General features: G+C 64.6%; 18 protein-coding genes and 1 pseudogene. 7 read left to right on the top strand and 12 right to left on the bottom strand.

Going from position 1 to position 16874, the window contains the following annotated elements:
* The first annotated feature begins 476 nt into the window (after positions 1–476).
* Positions 477–1202, top strand: a complete 726-nt coding sequence (locus tag J4P02_RS11445; protein ID WP_426190582.1) for a CPBP family glutamic-type intramembrane protease — start codon at positions 477–479, stop codon at positions 1200–1202.
* A gap of 15 nt (positions 1203–1217) precedes the next feature.
* On the opposite strand, the gene J4P02_RS11450 is transcribed toward J4P02_RS11445, so the two are convergent.
* Entirely contained in the window at positions 1218–2114 is an 897-nt protein-coding gene (locus tag J4P02_RS11450; protein ID WP_426190169.1) for a DMT family transporter, read from the bottom strand.
* Between the two features lie 97 nt (positions 2115–2211).
* On the opposite strand from J4P02_RS11450, the gene J4P02_RS11455 reads away from it, so the two are divergent.
* Positions 2212–3546 carry a PLP-dependent aminotransferase family protein gene (locus J4P02_RS11455; RefSeq protein WP_426190171.1) on the top strand — a complete coding sequence of 445 codons (1335 nt, stop codon included), beginning with the start codon at positions 2212–2214 and terminating at the stop codon, positions 3544–3546.
* A 140-nt stretch (positions 3547–3686) separates the two neighbouring features.
* Here J4P02_RS11455 and J4P02_RS11460 read toward each other — a convergent pair whose 3' ends face one another.
* The 5 genes and pseudogenes from J4P02_RS11460 to J4P02_RS11480 all read right to left on the bottom strand — a co-directional run bounded on the left by J4P02_RS11460 (position 3687) and on the right by J4P02_RS11480 (position 7949).
* Positions 3687–4550 (bottom strand): methyl-accepting chemotaxis protein, encoded by an 864-nt coding sequence (locus J4P02_RS11460; RefSeq protein ID WP_426190584.1) that lies wholly within the window; start codon positions 4548–4550, stop codon positions 3687–3689.
* Positions 4545–5315, bottom strand: a pseudogene (locus J4P02_RS11465) (MCP four helix bundle domain-containing protein); the annotation flags it as partial. The pseudogene J4P02_RS11465 and the gene J4P02_RS11460, both read right to left, overlap by 6 nt.
* 237 nt (positions 5316–5552) lie before the next feature.
* A complete protein-coding gene (locus tag J4P02_RS11470) occupies positions 5553–6434 on the bottom strand; it encodes an alpha/beta fold hydrolase (RefSeq protein WP_426190173.1) in 882 nt (293 codons plus the stop codon).
* Positions 6435–6521: 87 nt separating this feature from the next.
* Positions 6522–7043, bottom strand: coding sequence for an alpha-ketoglutarate-dependent dioxygenase AlkB family protein (locus J4P02_RS11475; protein ID WP_426190175.1), 522 nt, complete (start codon positions 7041–7043; stop codon positions 6522–6524).
* A 180-nt stretch (positions 7044–7223) separates the two neighbouring features.
* Complete coding sequence (locus J4P02_RS11480) at positions 7224–7949, bottom strand: murein L,D-transpeptidase catalytic domain family protein (RefSeq protein WP_426190177.1); 726 nt, start codon at positions 7947–7949, stop codon at positions 7224–7226.
* A gap of 146 nt (positions 7950–8095) precedes the next feature.
* On the opposite strand from J4P02_RS11480, the gene J4P02_RS11485 reads away from it, so the two are divergent.
* The 3 genes from J4P02_RS11485 to J4P02_RS11495 all read left to right on the top strand — a co-directional run bounded on the left by J4P02_RS11485 (position 8096) and on the right by J4P02_RS11495 (position 10486).
* The gene (locus tag J4P02_RS11485; RefSeq protein WP_426190179.1) at positions 8096–9661 is read left to right on the top strand and encodes a L,D-transpeptidase family protein; all 1566 of its coding nucleotides are present in this window, start codon (positions 8096–8098) and stop codon (positions 9659–9661) included.
* A 267-nt stretch (positions 9662–9928) separates the two neighbouring features.
* Positions 9929–10300: a hypothetical protein gene (locus J4P02_RS11490; RefSeq protein WP_426190181.1), complete on the top strand. Its 372-nt coding sequence runs from the start codon at positions 9929–9931 to the stop codon at positions 10298–10300.
* Between the two features lie 3 nt (positions 10301–10303).
* Positions 10304–10486 carry a DUF1289 domain-containing protein gene (locus J4P02_RS11495; protein WP_426190183.1) on the top strand — a complete coding sequence of 61 codons (183 nt, stop codon included), beginning with the start codon at positions 10304–10306 and terminating at the stop codon, positions 10484–10486.
* Between the two features lie 25 nt (positions 10487–10511).
* Here the strand turns inward: J4P02_RS11495 and J4P02_RS11500 are convergent, their stop codons facing one another.
* The gene (locus tag J4P02_RS11500) at positions 10512–10997 is read right to left on the bottom strand and encodes a hypothetical protein (protein WP_426190185.1); all 486 of its coding nucleotides are present in this window, start codon (positions 10995–10997) and stop codon (positions 10512–10514) included.
* An 11-nt stretch (positions 10998–11008) separates the two neighbouring features.
* Positions 11009–11647: a LysE family translocator gene (locus J4P02_RS11505; protein ID WP_426190187.1), complete on the bottom strand. Its 639-nt coding sequence runs from the start codon at positions 11645–11647 to the stop codon at positions 11009–11011.
* A gap of 256 nt (positions 11648–11903) precedes the next feature.
* On the opposite strand from J4P02_RS11505, the gene J4P02_RS11510 reads away from it, so the two are divergent.
* Together J4P02_RS11510 and J4P02_RS11515 are read left to right on the top strand one after the other, a co-directional pair.
* Positions 11904–12575 (top strand): ATPase, encoded by a 672-nt coding sequence (locus tag J4P02_RS11510; RefSeq protein ID WP_426190189.1) that lies wholly within the window; start codon positions 11904–11906, stop codon positions 12573–12575.
* Positions 12576–12739: 164 nt separating this feature from the next.
* Entirely contained in the window at positions 12740–13375 is a 636-nt protein-coding gene (locus J4P02_RS11515; protein ID WP_426190191.1) for a hypothetical protein, read from the top strand.
* A 121-nt stretch (positions 13376–13496) separates the two neighbouring features.
* Here J4P02_RS11515 and J4P02_RS11520 read toward each other — a convergent pair whose 3' ends face one another.
* The 4 genes from J4P02_RS11520 to J4P02_RS11535 all read right to left on the bottom strand — a co-directional run bounded on the left by J4P02_RS11520 (position 13497) and on the right by J4P02_RS11535 (position 16505).
* Positions 13497–14042 carry a hypothetical protein gene (locus tag J4P02_RS11520; RefSeq protein WP_426190193.1) on the bottom strand — a complete coding sequence of 182 codons (546 nt, stop codon included), beginning with the start codon at positions 14040–14042 and terminating at the stop codon, positions 13497–13499.
* Positions 14043–14195: 153 nt separating this feature from the next.
* Positions 14196–15041, bottom strand: a complete 846-nt coding sequence (locus tag J4P02_RS11525; protein WP_426190586.1) for a CAP domain-containing protein — start codon at positions 15039–15041, stop codon at positions 14196–14198.
* 99 nt (positions 15042–15140) lie between these two features.
* Positions 15141–15836 (bottom strand): DUF1963 domain-containing protein, encoded by a 696-nt coding sequence (locus tag J4P02_RS11530; RefSeq protein WP_426190195.1) that lies wholly within the window; start codon positions 15834–15836, stop codon positions 15141–15143.
* Positions 15837–16010: 174 nt separating this feature from the next.
* Complete coding sequence (locus tag J4P02_RS11535) at positions 16011–16505, bottom strand: PaaI family thioesterase (protein WP_426190197.1); 495 nt, start codon at positions 16503–16505, stop codon at positions 16011–16013.
* Positions 16506–16874: the final 369 nt, after the last annotated feature.

Genomic DNA, 16874 nt, shown 5'->3' on the forward strand with positions numbered 1-16874 from the left:
GCTGTAGCCAGGTATCTGATCCGTATTTTTATCGCCTATCTGCCTCTGTAATCAGAACAGCCGCGGTCTGAAAATGGCGCGCCCGCCCAGGCTTTGCGCAAAAGCCCGGGCCCGCTGCACCGCATCCCTAATGTTCAGGAGGCCTGATGACTAAGATGGCGTTTTTCTTGTTTGGATTTTTGGCCTTGACCATTGCAATCGGCGCGCTGGCCACCATCTCCCCGACCTGAAGCCGGGCTCGGCCCGAGCATCGGTGGTTCGCCCGGTGGGCGCGCCACCCATCCCTTTCTTGCGCCGTCCTGCGCGCTGCCATTTCTCGGTTGACGAGTGTTGCCCCGGGGCCCTTGCGGGCTTGACCGGGCATTGTGCTGCAACCCCCGATTGCGCCATTCTTGCAGCCCCTTCCTGCAATGGACTGCTGGCATGACCCGCACTCTTTTCGTCGCGGGCGCTGCCCGGTCGTTTCGGTGGCCCTGCTGATGGCCGCGGCCTTCGCCCTGATCGGCGATTACCTGATCTATCTGCTTCCCGGCCTCACACTGTTCGCCCTGTGGTTTGGCCTCACCCCCAGGAGCCTGCCCGGGCTGCGCATCGCCATCCTGTTGCTGGGGTTCGTGCTGATGCGCGATGTGATGACGCCGTTGCAGTTCTGGTCCCTGGGTGCCGGCGCACAGATAGGTTTTATCGCCAATCCGCTGGTGCTGGCGGCGCTGGGGCTGATGTCCCTGGCTGCGGTGGCCGGCCTTGCGCGGGTCGCCCCGGAGCTCTGGGCCCTGGTGGTGTGGAAGCAGGGCGGACTGGCGCTGGGCTTGCTGCTGGGGTTGCTGGCCGGCTGTGCGCTGGGCTTGCCCCTAAGGTGGCATTCGGGGATTGGCTGGGGACAGGCCGGGGCCCTCTGGCTGCTGGCGATGGCGTTGCTGGCCCTGGGCGGCAATGCCTTGGAGGAGGTGCTGTTTCGCGGCTTTTTGCAGGGTCATCTCGAGCAGTTCTGCTCGCCCTGGCGAGCGGCGCTGCTCAGTGCCCTGGCCTTTGCCGCCTGCCATTCGTTCCTGGCCCTGAGCGTGACCCGCGCCGGTTGGCCGGTACTGCTGTTCACCCTGCTGGAGGGGCTGCTGTGCGCCGGCTTGCGGGTGCGCTATGGCGTGCTGGCGGCGACCGTGGCCCATGCCACGGTGATCGGGCTGATTGCCGTGCCGATCTAAGGCACGGCATCAGGCTTATTTGGCGAAACGCCGGGCTCCGGCCACGCAGAGGATCACCGCCACCGTGACCCCGAGCATGCCCAGGCTGACCTGTTCGTGCAGCAGGCCGGCGGCCAGGGCCAGGCCGAAGAAGGGTTGCAGCAATTGCAATTGGCCGACTGCGGCGATGCCGCCCTGGGCCAGCCCGCGATACCAGAACACAAAGCCGATCAACATGCTGAACAGCGAGACATAGGCCAGGCTGCCCCAGGCTGGCAGGCTGATGCCGCTGAAGGTTGGCGGGGCGCTGTACAGGGTCAGGGCCAGCATCACCGGCAATGACAGCAGCAGGGCCCAGGAAATCACCTGCCAGCCGCCCAGGGTTCGCGACAGCTTGGCGCCCTCGGCATAACCCAGGCCGCAGACCAGCACTGCCAGCAGCATCAGGCCATCGCCCTGCGGCGAGGCGCTCAGGCCCTGGGACAGCGCATAACCCACCACCAGCAGGCTGCCCAGCAGCGAGAACAGCCAGAACACCGGGCGTGGGCGCTCACCGCCACGCAGCACGCCGAACACCGCGGTGGCCAGGGGCAGCAGGCCGAGAAACACGATGGAGTGGGCCGAGGTCACGTATTGCAGGGCCAGGGCGGTCAGCAGGGGAAAGCCCAGCACCACCCCCAGGGCGACTATGGCCAATGGCAGCAGCTGCGAGCGCTGCGGGCGTTGTTGCTTGAACAGCAGCAGGATGGCCAAAGCCAGCACGCCGGCAATGCTGGCCCGAGCCACGGTAAGGAACAGCGGCGCGAACTCCAGCACCGCGACCCGGGTCGCCGGCAGCGAACCACTGAAAATCAGCACGCCGATAAAGCCGTTGAGCCAGCCGCCGGCAGGGTTGCCCAGCGTGGTGGATTGCAGGTTGGAGGTGCTTGACATGGAAAGAGGCTCGTCAGGAGGAGGGCAGGCTTGCATGGCGCTTATCCTAGGTTTCAGAATCAGCACAATCAAAAAATTGTCATGGATACATTTGCCTATGGCCCGCGCCCGTTACAAGCAGTTGGTCGATGCCTTTGCCGCCGATATTCGCACCGGGGCCCTGGCCCCCGGCAGCCGCCTGCCCACCCATCGCGAGCTGGCGACACGGGAAGGCCTGGCTCTGGTCACCGCCTCGCGGGTGTACGCCGAACTGGAGGCCATGGGGCTGGTCAGCGGCGAGACCGGGCGTGGCACCTTCGTTCGTGAAAGCGCCTTGCCGCCGGGCCAGGGCGTGGACCAGCAAGCCACCGCCGCCGGCACCCTGGACCTGAATTTCAACTACCCGGCGCTGCCGGGGCAGGCCGAGCTGCTGCGGGCGGCGCTACGCCAGCTGGCCTCGGCCGGCGACCTGGAAGCCCTGCTGCGTTACCAGCCCCACGCCGGTCGCGCCCATGAACGGGCCACGGTGGCCCGGCACTTGGCCAGTCGCGGGCTGGCGGTGAGCGCAGAACACCTGCTGTTGGTCAGCGGCGCCCAGCATGGCCTGGCGACCACGGTGATGGCCTTGCTCAAGCCGGGGGATGTGGTGGCCGTCGATGCCCTGAGCTACCCGGGCTTCAAGGTGGTGGCCGATGCCCACGGCCTGGAGCTGCAGGCCATCACCCTGACTGCCGAGGGGCCGGACCTCGACGCGTTGCAGGCATTGTGTCGGCGCCGGCGGGTCAAGGCGGTGTATGCCATGCCGACCCTGCACAACCCCATGGGCTGGGTGCTGGACCTGGCCTGGCGCCAGCGCCTGGTGGCGATTGCCCGCGAGCATGGCTTGCTGATTATCGAGGACGCCGCCTACGCCTACCTGGCCGAGCAGCCACCGGCGCCCCTGGCCGCCCTGGCGCCGGAATCCACGGTGTATGTGTCGGGTTTTTCCAAGAGCGTGGCCGCCGGCCTGCGGGTCGGTTTCCTGGTGGCGCCGCCGGCCTGGGTCGCGCCGCTGGAGCGCTCGATCCGCGCCACCACCTGGAACACCCCGGGGATCATGACCACCCTGGTCTGCGGCTGGCTCGAAGACGGCACCGTGGGGCGCCTGGAGCAGGAAAAACGTGAGGATGCGCAACGCCGCCAAGCCCTGGCTCGCGAGCGCCTGGCGGGGCTGGATTATGTGGGCCACGCCAATTCCTACTTCCTCTGGTTGCCATTGCCCGAGGAAGTGCGCGCCGACCAGGTGGCCATGGCCTTGCTGCGGGAGAACATCTCGGTGTCCACCGCCGCACCCTTTGTCAGCGCCGCCCCGGTGCCCCACGCCATCCGCCTGGCCCTGGGCTCGGTGGACCTGGAGCACCTGGGCCCGGCCCTGGACAAGGTCAGGCAAGTCATCGCCCGCTATGCGTTCTGACAGCAGCTGCAAGCGGCAAGTGGTTAGCTGCAAGCAGAAGCAAACACTTGCCGCCGTTCTTGTCGCTTGCAGCTTGCTGCTGTTTTTGCCCTGTTCTTGCCGCTAGAAGCTTACCGCTTGTAGCTGCTTCTCTGCTGCTTCTAGAGCTTGAATTGTGTGACCAGGCCATTGAGGTCCACGGCCAGGCGTGACAGTTCCTGGCTGGCGGCGTTGCTCTGGTGGGCGCCGGCGGAGGTCTGGGTCGACAGGTCGCGGATGTTGACCAGGTTGCGGTCCACTTCCCGGGCCACCTGGGCCTGTTCTTCGCTGGCACTGGCGATCACCAGGTTGCGTTCGTTGATCGCGGTGATGGCCTGGGTGATCTGGTCCAGGGCCAGGCCCGAGGCGCGGGCGGCTTCCAGGGTCAGGTGGGCCCGTTCGTTGCTGGTGCGCATGGCGCTCACCGCGCCTTCGGTGCCTTCCTCGATGGTGTTGATCATGCTTTCGATTTCCTGGGTCGACTGCTGGGTGCGGTGGGCCAGGGCTCGCACTTCGTCGGCGACCACGGCGAAACCGCGTCCGGCATCCCCGGCCCGGGCGGCCTCGATGGCGGCGTTGAGGGCCAGCAGGTTGGTCTGCTCGGCAATCGCCCGGATCACCTCCAGCACCTGGCCGATATTGCGCACGTCCACCGCCAGGTGCTCGACCCGTTCGCAGGTCAGGGTCACGTCCTCGGCCAGTTGGCCAATGGAGTCCACGGTGTGCTGCACCTGCTCGCGGCCGTGATGGGCGGTGCGGTCGGTTTCCTGGGAGGCCTCGGAGGTGCTGACCGCGTTGCGCGCCACTTCTTCCACGGCGGTGGTCATCTCGTTGACCGCGGTGGCCGCCTGTTCCACTTCATTGCTCTGCTGGTGCAGGGTCTGGCTGGAGTGCTCGGTGACCGCGTGCAGTTCCTCGGCAGCCGAGGCCAGCTGGTTGGAGGAGTCGGCGATGCGCTGCAGGGTGCTGCGCAGGCTCGCCTGCATGGTCTGCAGGGCTTGCAGCAAGCGCGCCGGCTCATCCTTGCCGCTGACCGCGATGTTCTGGCCGAGGTCGCCACTGGCGATGGTTTCCGCCACCTGCACAGCCTGGCCCAGGGGTTGCACGATGCTGCGGGTCAGCAGCAGTGCCAGAGCGATGGTCAGGCCCGCCACCACCAGCATGATCAGCAGCACCATGGCGCTGGCATTCTGGAACACCTGGCTGCTTTGCGCCGCCGCAGCGACCCCGCCACGGGTGTTGATATCGATGATGCTCAGCAGCTCCTTGAGCATGCTGTCGGCGTTGGCCAGGAACGGGCCGCCGTCGACGATTTCGATCGCCGCTTCCTTCTGGCCCTGGCGCATCCGTTCCAGCACCTGGTGCTGGTCCTTGAGGTAGGCGGTGCGGGCACTCAGGTAACGCTCGTAGGCGGTGCGTTCCTCGGGGGCGCTGATCAGCTTTTCGTAGTCGGCCTGCTGTTGCTCGAGCTGTTGGTCGAGTTGGCCAAGGCGGGTCAGCAGGGCCTGGACATCGTTGCTGTCGCGCACCACCAGCATGCGCAGGGTGATGGTGCGGATCTGGGTGCTGGTCAGGGCCACGGCATTGGCCGCCACAATGGACGGCTGCCAGTTCTGGTCGACCTCAAGGGACTGCTGGTTCATGCGTTGCATTTCCAGCAGGGAGAAACCACCCAGGCCCAGGGCCAGCAGGGCGATCAGGGCAAAGCTGAGCCCTGCGCGGCGGGAAATGTTCATCGTTCTCAAGAGCATGACGCTGTTCCTTGTGGCAGCAAAAATTACAACCGGCGAGGCGAGTCGCGGTTTGTATCGGTACGGCACGTTGTGGAGCAGGCTCCGGGTGCCGACGGTCGTTTGCACACAAGGCAGGCGGGAGGCGCATCTAGGCGGCGCCTTTGTATTGCGGGTGATCCCGGGGTGCCAGGGTGCACGACCCCGGCCGGGAAACCGGGCGATGATATCACAGTGATATTGCTGCGCGGCGACTGATCAGTCAGCTTGTGCCTTGAGGAAGCCGGTGATGAAGCTGGCGCTGGTAGCCGGGCTCTCTTGCATAAAGCAATGCTGGCCCGCGACTTCACGGGTACGCAGGTGCGGGTTGAGGGCCGCCCAGCGCTTGATCGAGCGGGCGACGAAGGGGTAGCTGTCGCGCCCGTGCAGCACCAGGCTCGGGGTGCTCAGATGGCGCAGCGAGGGCCACAGGCGCCGCGGCACCGAGCTGAAGATGTCCACTTCACGCTCCGGGGCGCATTTGAGCGCCACACCCTGGCCTTCGTCCCGCAGGCCGTGTTCGACATAGGCGTTCAGGGCTTCCTCGCTCCAACCCTTGAAGATCCCGCGGTTGGCCAGGGCGGCCTTGGCCGCGACACGGTCGGGCCAATGCCGGCGGCGACTGGCGGCCTTGCGCGCCAGGGCATGTCGGCGATTGAGGCCCAGGGCGCCGAGCAGTTTCAGTGAGCCGAGCATCGAGGGGGTGAAGATCACCGGGTCGAGCATCACCGCCTTGGCAAACAGCTGCGGGTGCTCGGCGACGATCAGGCAGGTGAGCACGGCGCCAAAACTGTGGCCGACGGCGTAGCAGGGCACCGGGCCATAGGCTCCGCGCCCGGCCTCGAAAGCTTCGGTCGCCAGTTGCGCGGTACGGTTCCAGCCGAGGAACGGGCCACCGTGGTCGCTATCGCCGTGACCCTGGACATCGCTGAGCCACAGGTCGAACGACTCGGCCAAGAGTTCCAGCATTGGCTGGTAGGCCATGGAGCAGAAGCCGTTGCCGTGGAGAAAGTGCAGCAGCGGCTTGCCCGAGGGCGCCGAGCGCAGGCCGCGCAGGGTGAAGCCTTCGGGGCACGGATGGGACCAGGGGAGCAACTGCATGGGGCCTCGGCGGATGCGCTGAATACAGGCGGGCATTGTCGACAGCCGCAGCCCTGAGTCAAGGGTCGATCCGGACCGAGTCCAGCACTAGCGCTGTTGCAGTTGGCGGAACGACAGGCTGATTCGTTCCCCGGCGTCGGCTTGCTTGGGAATCGCGTGCAGCCATTCCTTCTGCAACTCGTCCGACATATGCAGCAGCGAACCGCTGGCCAGGCTGTAGTCGAACTTGGCGCCGCTGAGCTTGTGGCGATAGACCATCGCGCGCGGGTGGCCCAGGGAAACGATCACCACCCCGGTGCCGGCTACCAGTTGCTGGTTGTCGTCGGAATGAAAGCCCATGGACGATTGGCCGTCGGGGTAATAGTTGAGCAGGCAGTTGTTGGGGCGAAAACCCAGCAGCCGCTCGATGGGCTCGCAGAGTTGCTCCAGGGCCTCGGGCATGGGCACCGCCGGGTAGCTGATCTGCGAGTAGTCATAGGGCGCGCCGAAGCTTGCGGTCTTGCGTGCGCGCATGCGTTCGTCCCAGAGCACCGACTGCTTGAGGTGCTCGAACAGGTGCTGCGGGTGGTTGATGAAGTCGGGGAAATAATCGATTGCCGGTGCGGTCATGGGGCTCTGCCTGAGGCGCGGAACAGCACGGGAAGCGGCGCGACTGCCGCTGCCGGGCTCGCGCCTTATCGGTCCTTGATGGGGCTTGCAGTGTGCCACTTGATCGCGCCCGGATAAAGCCTGCGGCTTTTCGCCTTGTGCTACAGCGGAGCCTCTATACCGGGCGTTGCCGCCTGCTGCTCAGCCATCGGTGGCGCTGAGAATGCTCGCCACCTGGCGCGGTTGGCAGTTGAGGTAGGCCGATGATTTCAGCCAGCGTTTATCCGGGTACCAGGAGAACATGAACTGGCCGTCCTTGAGCTTGTCTATCACCTGGCGCGCCACTTGCGGACGCACCGCCGGGCAACCCTGGCTGCGGCCGATGCGGCCCTGGCGCTGGCTCCACAGCGGGTTCACGTAGTCGGCGGCATGAATCACGATATCCCGGTCCCGGGCCCGGTCGTTGAAACCGGGCTCCAGGCCGTCCATGCGCAGGGAGTAGCCATGGCTGCCTTCATAGCTTTCCTGGGTGCGGAACAGGCCCAGGCTGGACTGGTAGCTGCCCAGGCGGTTGGAGAACTGGGTGGCGAAGTTTTCCCCGGATTTCTGCCCGTGGGCCACCAGGTCGCGCAGCACCAGCTTCTTGCTGCGCAGGTCGAAGATCCACAGGCGCCGGGCGGTGGAGGGTTGCGAGTAGTCGATCACCGCCAGGTGACGGGCTTGTCGAGCGCCACTGGCCACTGCGCATTGCATGGCGCTCAGGGCACTTTTCAGGGCCAGGGGATTGAGTTCAGGTGCGGCGTGGGTGAGGCTGGCGTAGAGTGCCGGGCTGGCGCTGGGGTGAGCTTTGCTGGCGGCGAAGGAAGGACTGCAAACAGTACCCAGGGCAATGGCCGCCAGGCAGAATCGGCGCAAGAAGGTCAACATGTATAGAGAATCCCCATGGTCACTTTGGCTCCTGACGTCCTGTCGTTTTCCCGGCAGTCTGGTCTATATGTTTAATCCCCAGGCCTGATCGTTTCTGCATCTGCCGTAAGGCTTGGCCCTCCGGGCCACGGATTGGAGTAAAGCAGTTGTTCAAAAAAACCGCATGTTACTTGAGCCTGTGCTTGCTCGCAGCGCCATTGGTCGCGCTGGCCGAGGACCTGCCTGCCACGACGGCGAGCCCGCAATCAGCTCCAGCGGCCCCCTGGGCGGCGGCTTGTCCGGCACTGCACCTGGACGCCGCCAGCCGGCAGTTGTTGCAGAGTTTCTATCAGCAGTTGGGTGAACAGCCGCTGTGGTCGGCCGCAGGGCGGCTGACCGCGTTGCAGGAGCAACTGGCGCAACTGGTCGATGATGGCCTGGACCCGGGGCGCTATCGCCTGCCGGCTCAGGGGGCGGCGGGGGACGACTTGTGCAGCGATATCCAGATTAGCCAGCAGTACCTGCAAGCCTTGCAGGACCTGCATTATGGCCGCTTGGCGCAAAGCCGCTTCGAGCCTTTGTGGCGCGCCCAGCCACTGCCGGATGATCGTCAGGCGCGGTTGCTGGCGATCGCCGGGCCGGGCCTGGCGAACCTCGCCGCAGCCTTCGAGCAGGCGCGCCCCGGTCTCGAGCAATACCGCAATCTGCGCCAGGCCTATGCCCGGCTGCGCCAGCAACCCTTGCCGAGCTGGTCGGCGGTGGCCGGTGGGCCCTTGCTGCGCCCGGCCATGCAGGACAAGCGCGTGCCGGACCTGGCCCAGCGTCTTTACCACGGCGGTTATCTGCCAAGCCCCAGCGTCGATGGGGACAACACCTACAGCGAGGCGCTGGTAAGCGCGGTGAAGAATTTCCAGCTCAGCCACTCGCTGCAGGCGGACGGAGTGCTGGGGGCGGGCACCCTCAAGGAACTGAATGTCAGCCCCACGCTGCGCCGCGAGCAGCTGCGCATCAACCTCGAGCGCCTGCGCTGGCTGGCCCAGGATTTCGAAGCCAACATCGTGCTGGTGAATGTCGCCGCGGCGCAGCTGACCTTCTACCAGCACGACGCAGTGGTGTGGCAGACCCGCACCCAGGTCGGCCGTGCCGAACGCCAGACGCCGCTGTTGAAGTCCCAGGTCACGCGCCTGACCCTGAACCCGACCTGGACCGTGCCGCCGACCATCCTCAAGGAAGACAAGCTGCCGGAGATCCGTCGCGACCAGGGCTTCCTCAATCGCCAGAACCTGCAGGTGCTGGACGCCAATGGCCAGCCCCTGGCCGCTGAAGACATCGACTGGGAACGCCCTGGCAATATCCTCCTGCGCCAGGGCGCCGGCCCGCGCAATCCCCTGGGGCGCATCGCCATTCGGTTTCCCAACCCGTTTTCGGTGTACCTGCACGACACCCCGAGCCAGGCCCTGTTCAGCAAGGGGCCGCGGGCTTTCAGTTCGGGTTGCGTGCGGGTCGAGCAGGCGCTGCAACTGCGTGACTGGTTGCTGAGCCCGGCCGAGCGCCTGCGCACCAACGACCTGCTGGCCACCGGCCTGACCCATGAGTTCCGCCTGGCCAAGCCGGTGCCGATCCTCCTCAGCTACTGGACGGTGCAAGCCGACAGCCACGGGCAACTGCTGTACGCGCCGGATATCTATGGGCATGACGAAGTCTTGTCCAGCGCCCTGGGCGGCAAGATCTGAAGCAGGGCAGTTGCAAGCGGCAAGTTGTCAGCCGCAAGCGGAGGTACAAGCCCAGTGGCGAGCGAGCTTGCTCGCGCTGCAAGGCGCAGCCTTGCCAAGGCTTGAGTCCGTGGTTTGTCAGGTAGATCGCGGATTGAGGTTTTGCGGCCGCTGCGCGCCCGAGCGGGAGCAAGCTCCCTCGCCACACCCGCTCAGGCGACTCGGCAACGGCGCGCCTGGCGGCCGTATCGGGTATCTTGTGCGGCCTTTTTTCTTCAAGACCCTGCCATGCCATTGAACAAACGCCAGCAGGCCGCCATGGAGCGGCTGCTGGCCAGCACCCTGACCCGGGCCTGCGAGAGCGCCAAAGCGGAAGTCGTCGGCTTTTCCTGGCTGACCCACGAGGTGGATTACGCCGCCTTTCCCACCAGCCTGGTGGTGGTCTGGGTATTCGAAACCCAGGCGCACAAGGACCAGGCCCTGGCAGCCGGGCAGAGCGCGTTATTGATCGAACTGACTGCCCAAGCCCTGGCGGAAGCCGATGTGCAGCTTGAGCGCGTGGCGGCCCATGTGTTTTTCGACAGTGAAGAACAGTGCCAGCGAATCAATGGTGGTGATTGGGCCCAACGCCTGAAGCGCCTGCGCCCCGGGCGGGCCTGAAGCATGGCCAAGGAAATCGACAACCCCTGCATCGCCCTGTGCCAGCTGCGCGGTGATCTGTGTGTGAGCTGCGGACGCAGCAAGGACGAGATCCGCACCTGGAAGCGCATGAAGCGCCCGGAAAAGATGGCCGCCGTGCAGCGGGCCAATACGCGGCTCAAGGCCTTGCGCAAGGGCAAGGGCTGAGGCCGCGAATCAGTTGCAGGCTTTGTCAGCGGTCAAGCTCGAAGCGCCCGGCACCCAGGCGCCGGACGGTCAGCCAATAGTGATCACCGGGTTGGTATTGGGCGAAGCTTCGGAAGTGGTCCTGCCCCGGTTGGTCTTCCACTTGCACTTGTAGATCCCAGTCGAAATCCGGGTTCTCGGAAATGCAGTAGGACGGGTAGGGGCTGTCGAGATCGAAGTGGATCGAATAGATCAGCAACAGCGGTGGGGCCCACGACAACCTCTCGTAGAGCTTCCACAGCTCGGGCATCGTGGCCTTGCTCTGTTCTACGGCGAAGGCCATGGCGGTCGGCATGTCATCCCAGGTTGCCTGTACCACTTGCTGCGCCGCTGTCAGCCATGGGGTCTCTGGCTGGCCCTGGGGATGCTGGACATAGATCAGGCGCGTGCCGAACTGGAACTCGCATTGTTCGACTCCGGCGCGGGCCTGCCAGTGGCCCAGCATGCCTTCGTTGAGCAGATCGATCTGCATGGCGTGATGACCTAGACCGCTTGCCGGCGCATGGCCAGGATGCTGCTGCCGAAGAAGATAAAGGTCGAGCCCACGACTCGGTTGACCCACTTCGACAGCGCCGGGCGGGTCAGTACGCCCTTGGCCCGCGAGGCCAGCAGGGCATAGACCGTCAGCGAGCCCAGGGACAGCGCCATGAAGATCAGGGTCAGGATGAAGAACTGTGGCAGCAGCGGCGCATGCTGGTCGATGAACTGCGGGAACAGCGCGGTGAAGAAGATAGTCGCCTTGGGATTGGTGGCGGCGGTGAGGAACGCCGACTTGAATAGTTTCAGCCGCGGCGGCGTGCCCAGCTTGTGCTGCGCGCTGCGTTCGCTGAGCAACGGGCTCTTGCTCAGCAACTGCTTGGCCCCGAGGTAGAACAGGTAGCCGGCGCCGAGGATCTTCACCGCATTGAACACCCATTCGGAACTGGCGATCAGCGCCCCGAGGCCGAGCATGGCCGCGGCGGACATGCAGAACAGCCCGCTGATATTGCCCAGGGAGGACCACAAGGTGGACTTGGCGCCATAGGTCACGCTGTTGTGCAGCGCCACCAGGGTGGCGGGACCGGGGCTGGCAATGGCGATCGCCGCCACCAAGGTGTAGGTCAGGATCGAGTGAGCATCCATGGTTCGAACTCGCAGGGCAGAAGGGGGGAGCACGGATTCTATAGAGGCAGTGACAAGCTGCAAGCTTCGAGCATCAAGTTTGCTTGCAGCTTGCAGCTTGCAGCTTGCAGCTTGCAGCTTGCAGCTGCCGCTCGCCCGCGAGCGGCCTTACACCATTGCTGCAATCGATAGTTATCATCAAAAAGTGCAGGTTCCGTTTTTCTGCTAAAAGAGGAAGATGATGCCTACACCGTGTTGCTGCAGAAGGAATCACCCGATGAGAATCTCGACGTTTTTGGCCCTGGCGCTGGTCTTGATTGCGGGAAACGGAACTTCTGCGATGGCCCTCGCCACGGATGACAACGCCTGCCATTTCCTGCCCATGAGCGACAGCGGCGCCAACCTGCAACAGGCGCAGTCGGTCGGCGTGCTGTACAGCGAGAACACCGTCAGTACCCTGCAGTACCTGGAGCACTACCATTCGGTGGCGCTCAATGGGGCGAAAAATGCCGGCCTCGATCCACGCATCAGCGCGGCCTTTGTCGACAGCTCCGACCCGCAGCGGGCGATCAATTGGCTGATGGCTTCGTTGCACAAGCATTTCGCTACCGTGACCGTCTACGACAGCATCGATGCCGTGGTCCAGGCCCACCCCGATGTGGTGGTGATGCTCGACACCTACAGCCAGCTGGTGACCAAGCGCAACAGCCGGGTGGAGGCGCGTTTTATCGCCAAGTTCTATGACGCCAACCTGCAATATATCGGTCAGGCAGAAGGGATTCAGGCCAAGGACCTGCCTTCGGTCTGGGTGCGGGGCAAGGCGGCGCCGGAAATCGCTGCGCAGATCAACCAGCAGACCGAGTTGCAGGTCGATGCGCTGAAGCAGTTCGATGCATCGCTCAAAGCCCTGGTCAATCAGGAAGCGGGGCAGGTGGCAACCAATCAGTGAAGTGCAAGCCGGCCTGAACGAGCCCCGAATCTTCGGGGCTTTTTCTTGGCTGAGAATTGCTCGATGCTCGATGATGGCCTTTTACTATTGCTCGCTGATCTCTAGAATCCGCCCCGAGCATCTCCGGTCATGGCGATGCCGTGCAATCTACCAAGGAAGTAGTCATGAAATTCGCCAAGATTCTGGGCCTCAGCCTGGCACTGATGCTGAGCGGTTGCGCCAGTTTCACCAAGGACCAAGTGGCGCCGGTAACGCTGCCGTCGATGTCCAGTTACGCCAACAAACCGAATGTCTTTGTCGACTTCGCCTTTTATCAGGGCTTGCCGCAAAACCCTTCCGCGCTGGAGTTGCCCCAGGCCCGGGATGAACTCAAGCCGCAGTTGCAGAAGCTGCTGAGCGATTCCGGGCTATTTGGCCGGGTCACCCTGGACGAGTTCCAGAAACAACCGGGTGACTATCAGTTGCGCCTGAAGGTCTACAACCATCCGCCTGGTGGTGGTCAGCTGGCATTCGCCTTTATCAGTGGCCTGACCTTTATGGTGGTTCCGGCCGTGGCGAGCGACAAATACACCATGAGCCTGGAAGTACTGGATGCACAGGGCCAACCCCTGGGCACCGGTAGCAACCAGGATGGGATCAACACCTGGATGGGGCTGCTGTTCTTGCCGATGGTGGCCTACACGCCGAAAGAGGCGGTGACCGATACCTTCAGTCGTCAGGTCAATGCCCTGCTCAAGCAGATGGTCGAGAAGAACCAGCTCAAGTACTCGTCGCTCAAGGTCATGGAGAACCGCGGCTGAAACAGGCGCGGCCGCTCTGGCGCAAAGGGAACTCGGGGTTTCCCGAGCCGCCAGCGCCAGAGGGCGGCTGCTGAGTCAGCCTGCCCTCGGGGCAGGCTGATGGTTCACGGCACGCGGACGGCTATTTCAGGGCCTGGATAAACCGCGGATCGCTGTACAGGCTCTTGAGCAGTTCACGCACCAGCGGGTTGTAGGCATTGGCGGCGTTAGGAATGGCAACCGCCCCAAAGAAGCTGCTGTTCCAGCGGCTGCTGACTTCCTGGGTGGCGTCGTAGAGCACCTGGCTGTCCTTGCTCAGGGTGAAATGCGCGGCCAGCTGGCCGTTGCCACTGCCGACACCGGCTTCCAGCTGGTTCTTCACTATCACTACCTGCAACTGGCGTGGTGCCTGGGGGTCGAGCATGCCGGCGCGGCGCAGCTCTTCGCTGAGTGCCAGCTGGATATGCTGGCTGATGCTGCCACTGGGCGAGCGGATCGGATTGGCCCGCACCGACAACGAGCCCTGGCCCGCCGCAGCCGTTACCTGGGGGGTGCCAATGGCTTGCAGGGGTTGCTGCTGCTTGAGGCGCTGGACATTGTCGTAGCTGGGTTCGTAGCGGGTCATGGTCACGCCACAACCTTGCAGCAGCACTGCGAGCAATGGGACCAACAATAGAGACTTCTTCACTGCGTTTCCTTGCGTGAGTGAGTGAGTGAGTGAGTGAGGCAGGGGGCGCGATTATCGGCAGGCGCCATTGGCCTGACAATGCCCGGCTCGATAATCCCCAGAACCGAGGTCGCCCTGGCCAGGCTCAGGCGATCCCGGTGCTGGTCACCTGGTTCAGGGCGCGCCGAACATCGCGGTCCAGTAGATGCCGGCATCGCTTTTCGGGTCCACGGCATAACCTGCGCCCAGCTCGCGGTAGGCCGGGTTCATCAGGTTGGCGCAATGCCCGGGGCTGGCCAGCCAGCCGTCCACCACCTTGCGCACGCTGTCCTGGCCGGCGGCGATGTTTTCGCCCACCTGCTGCCCGGCATAACCGGCCAGTTCGGCGCGGTCGCCCGGGGTGCGGCCGTCACGGTCCTGATGATCGAAATAGTTCTGGTTGGCCATGGCCCGGCTGTGGTCCTCGGCGCTGCTGCCCAGCGTGGCGTTCCAGGCCAGGGGCGCACTGGCGGCGAACGCCTGGCCGCCGCATTGCCGGGGCTGGCTGCGGGCCAGGTTGATCTGCCCGAGCAATTGCTGGCCCTCGGCTTGCCAGTCGCCCAGGCGCGCCGCCAGCAGCGGCCGCGCCAGGACGATGCGCCACTGAGTGCCCAGGCGATTGACCCCGATATCGACGAACTGCGGGTCCAGCACCACCTGGCAGAAACTCTCGCGCACCGCCTGCATCGCCGCCTGGGCATCACGCGGGCCGGACAGGCTGATGGCCTGCACATTGACCATCGGATAGGCCACCCGCGCCAGGGCCTGCTGCAGGTCGCCGAGATTCTCCACCGGCAATATCAGCCGTGGATCGCTGGCCAGCGGCGCCAGCTCGGGCGAGGCCTGCTTGCCACAGCGTTGTGGCTGGCTGCGGTAAGCATTGATCGCTTCGATCAACTGCGACTGATCATTGGCCAGGGCGTTGACAGGGCCGGCAAGGCCCAGGGACAGCACGGCGGCAGGCAACAGCAATGAACGCATGGGCATGGGCCTCTCCCGAAAAAAGACTGCGCCCATGATGCACCCGGCGCCGGGGCTTTTCATCAGGGCCTGGATGAAATCGCGGTCAGTCGCGGCGCCTCAGTGGAAGTCGTAGTACAGCGCCCATTCACCCGTCTGGCGATGTTTCCAGAAGATCAGGCTACCGCTGTCCACCACGTTCAGGCCGAGGGTGGAGTCGGACGAAATCTGCATCACGAACTCGAAGCCCTCGCCCGGGTCGACGCCCGATTGGCAGAAGGATGGATAGCCTCCCAACTTGTGCCCGTAGCAGTGTTCGATCAGGTCGTAGTAGCACTCGATGCTGCCGGAACGCTCCAGCTGCAGAACCGCCTGTTCCACATCCTCGGGCACGCCGCCGCCGTCCCACAGCGGATAGTCCGCGGCGATCGGTTGCACCTGTACCGGGAGGGGTTTGAGGAAGGCCCCCGGAGCCGTCAGTTCCTTGCGCACCAGCACATCCTGGTCACGGTACTCGCGCACCAGCCAGCGCTCGCCCATGGGCTCGAAGACGTCGGGAAAGGGCTCGGCGATAAACACCGTCAGCAGCCGCACACCCTCCAGCAGCGGGCTGTGCCAGGGCAGGGCAGGCAGGTACAGCTGGGCATAGGGCAGCAGGGTTTCCCCGGCGCTGTTGCGTGGCAGCTCTTCCTCTTCACGGAACAGAAAGACCCGGCCCAGCCAGCTTTCCTGGTCGCTGTGGCTGGGGCGAAAGCCGCCGGCGATCAGTTCCAGTGCGGGTTTGGCCAGGCGTTGCTGGATGTCCTGAATGTCCATGGTCGGGTACTGCGTCCTTGTGTGGGAGAGGGCGCGCGGATCTTACAAGAACCGCGTGCCCGATGCAGGGCCTGATTGCCGGTGCGTGCTCGTACATCACCATGGGGGTGGCCGCGGCTTTTGGAATGACCCGAAAGCCTGTGCCCAACGCCTGCTCCAGGGCGCTGGGCCGGTTCAGCCTTCGCGGCCATGGGCCGAGGCGGCCAGTTGCGAGGTGTCGACCCGGACAAAGATCGAGTCGCCCACCGCGGTGAGCACATCACCGGCATACACCTCGCAGATCACTCGGCTCTTGCGGCCCACTTCACCTTCGACCCTGGCCCGCAGGGTCAGGGGCACGCCCATGGGCGTGGGCTTGATGAACTTGATGCCCAGGTTGCCGGTCACGCAGTCGATGCGTGGCAGGCTGCCGGGTTGGCGCTGCTCGTTGCGGTAGTGGTAGGCCATGGCGGTCCAGTTCGAGTGGCAGTCCACCAGCATGGCGATCAGGCCGCCGTAGACCAGTTCCGGCCAGCCGCAGTACTTGGCTTCCGGCAGGTGCTCGGCGACCACATGCACGGCGTCTTCGTGCCAGTGGCTCTTGATATGCAGGCCGTGGTGGTTGCTGCTGCCGCAGCCGAAGCACACGCCCTCGGGGGCGGTGCGGTCTTGCAGGGAAGTCGGGTGCATGGTTGTTCTTCTTGTCCTTGACTGTGGGCGTTGCCGGGCATCGGGCCTGGCCGGTGCAGCGGGCACCCATGATGCCCGTGGTGCGCCTGCACGCCAAGGGCGGGCAAGTTCTGCCTCTGGCCAGCGGCGTTGTGACGCATTGCCTGCGGCGAATGTCGTATTGCCGCGCGAGGTATTTCCAGGTGCGACGAGCCGGTCCGGCCAAGACAGGCTGATGCCGTAATGATATTCTTGCGCTGAATCGGTTCATCGTTTGTGCAGAAATACCTCCCCCATGCTTAGCTTCAAGAGACCTCGGCAGGCTCTTGCAAGAGGGTGAGGCTGTCTGGGCAAAACGGCCGAACGTTATACCAGGCAGTGTCTTGACCT

Origin of the sequence: Pseudomonas sp. NFXW11 (assembly GCF_049887815.1) — a bacterium.
Classification (GTDB): Bacteria; Pseudomonadota; Gammaproteobacteria; order Pseudomonadales; family Pseudomonadaceae; genus Aquipseudomonas.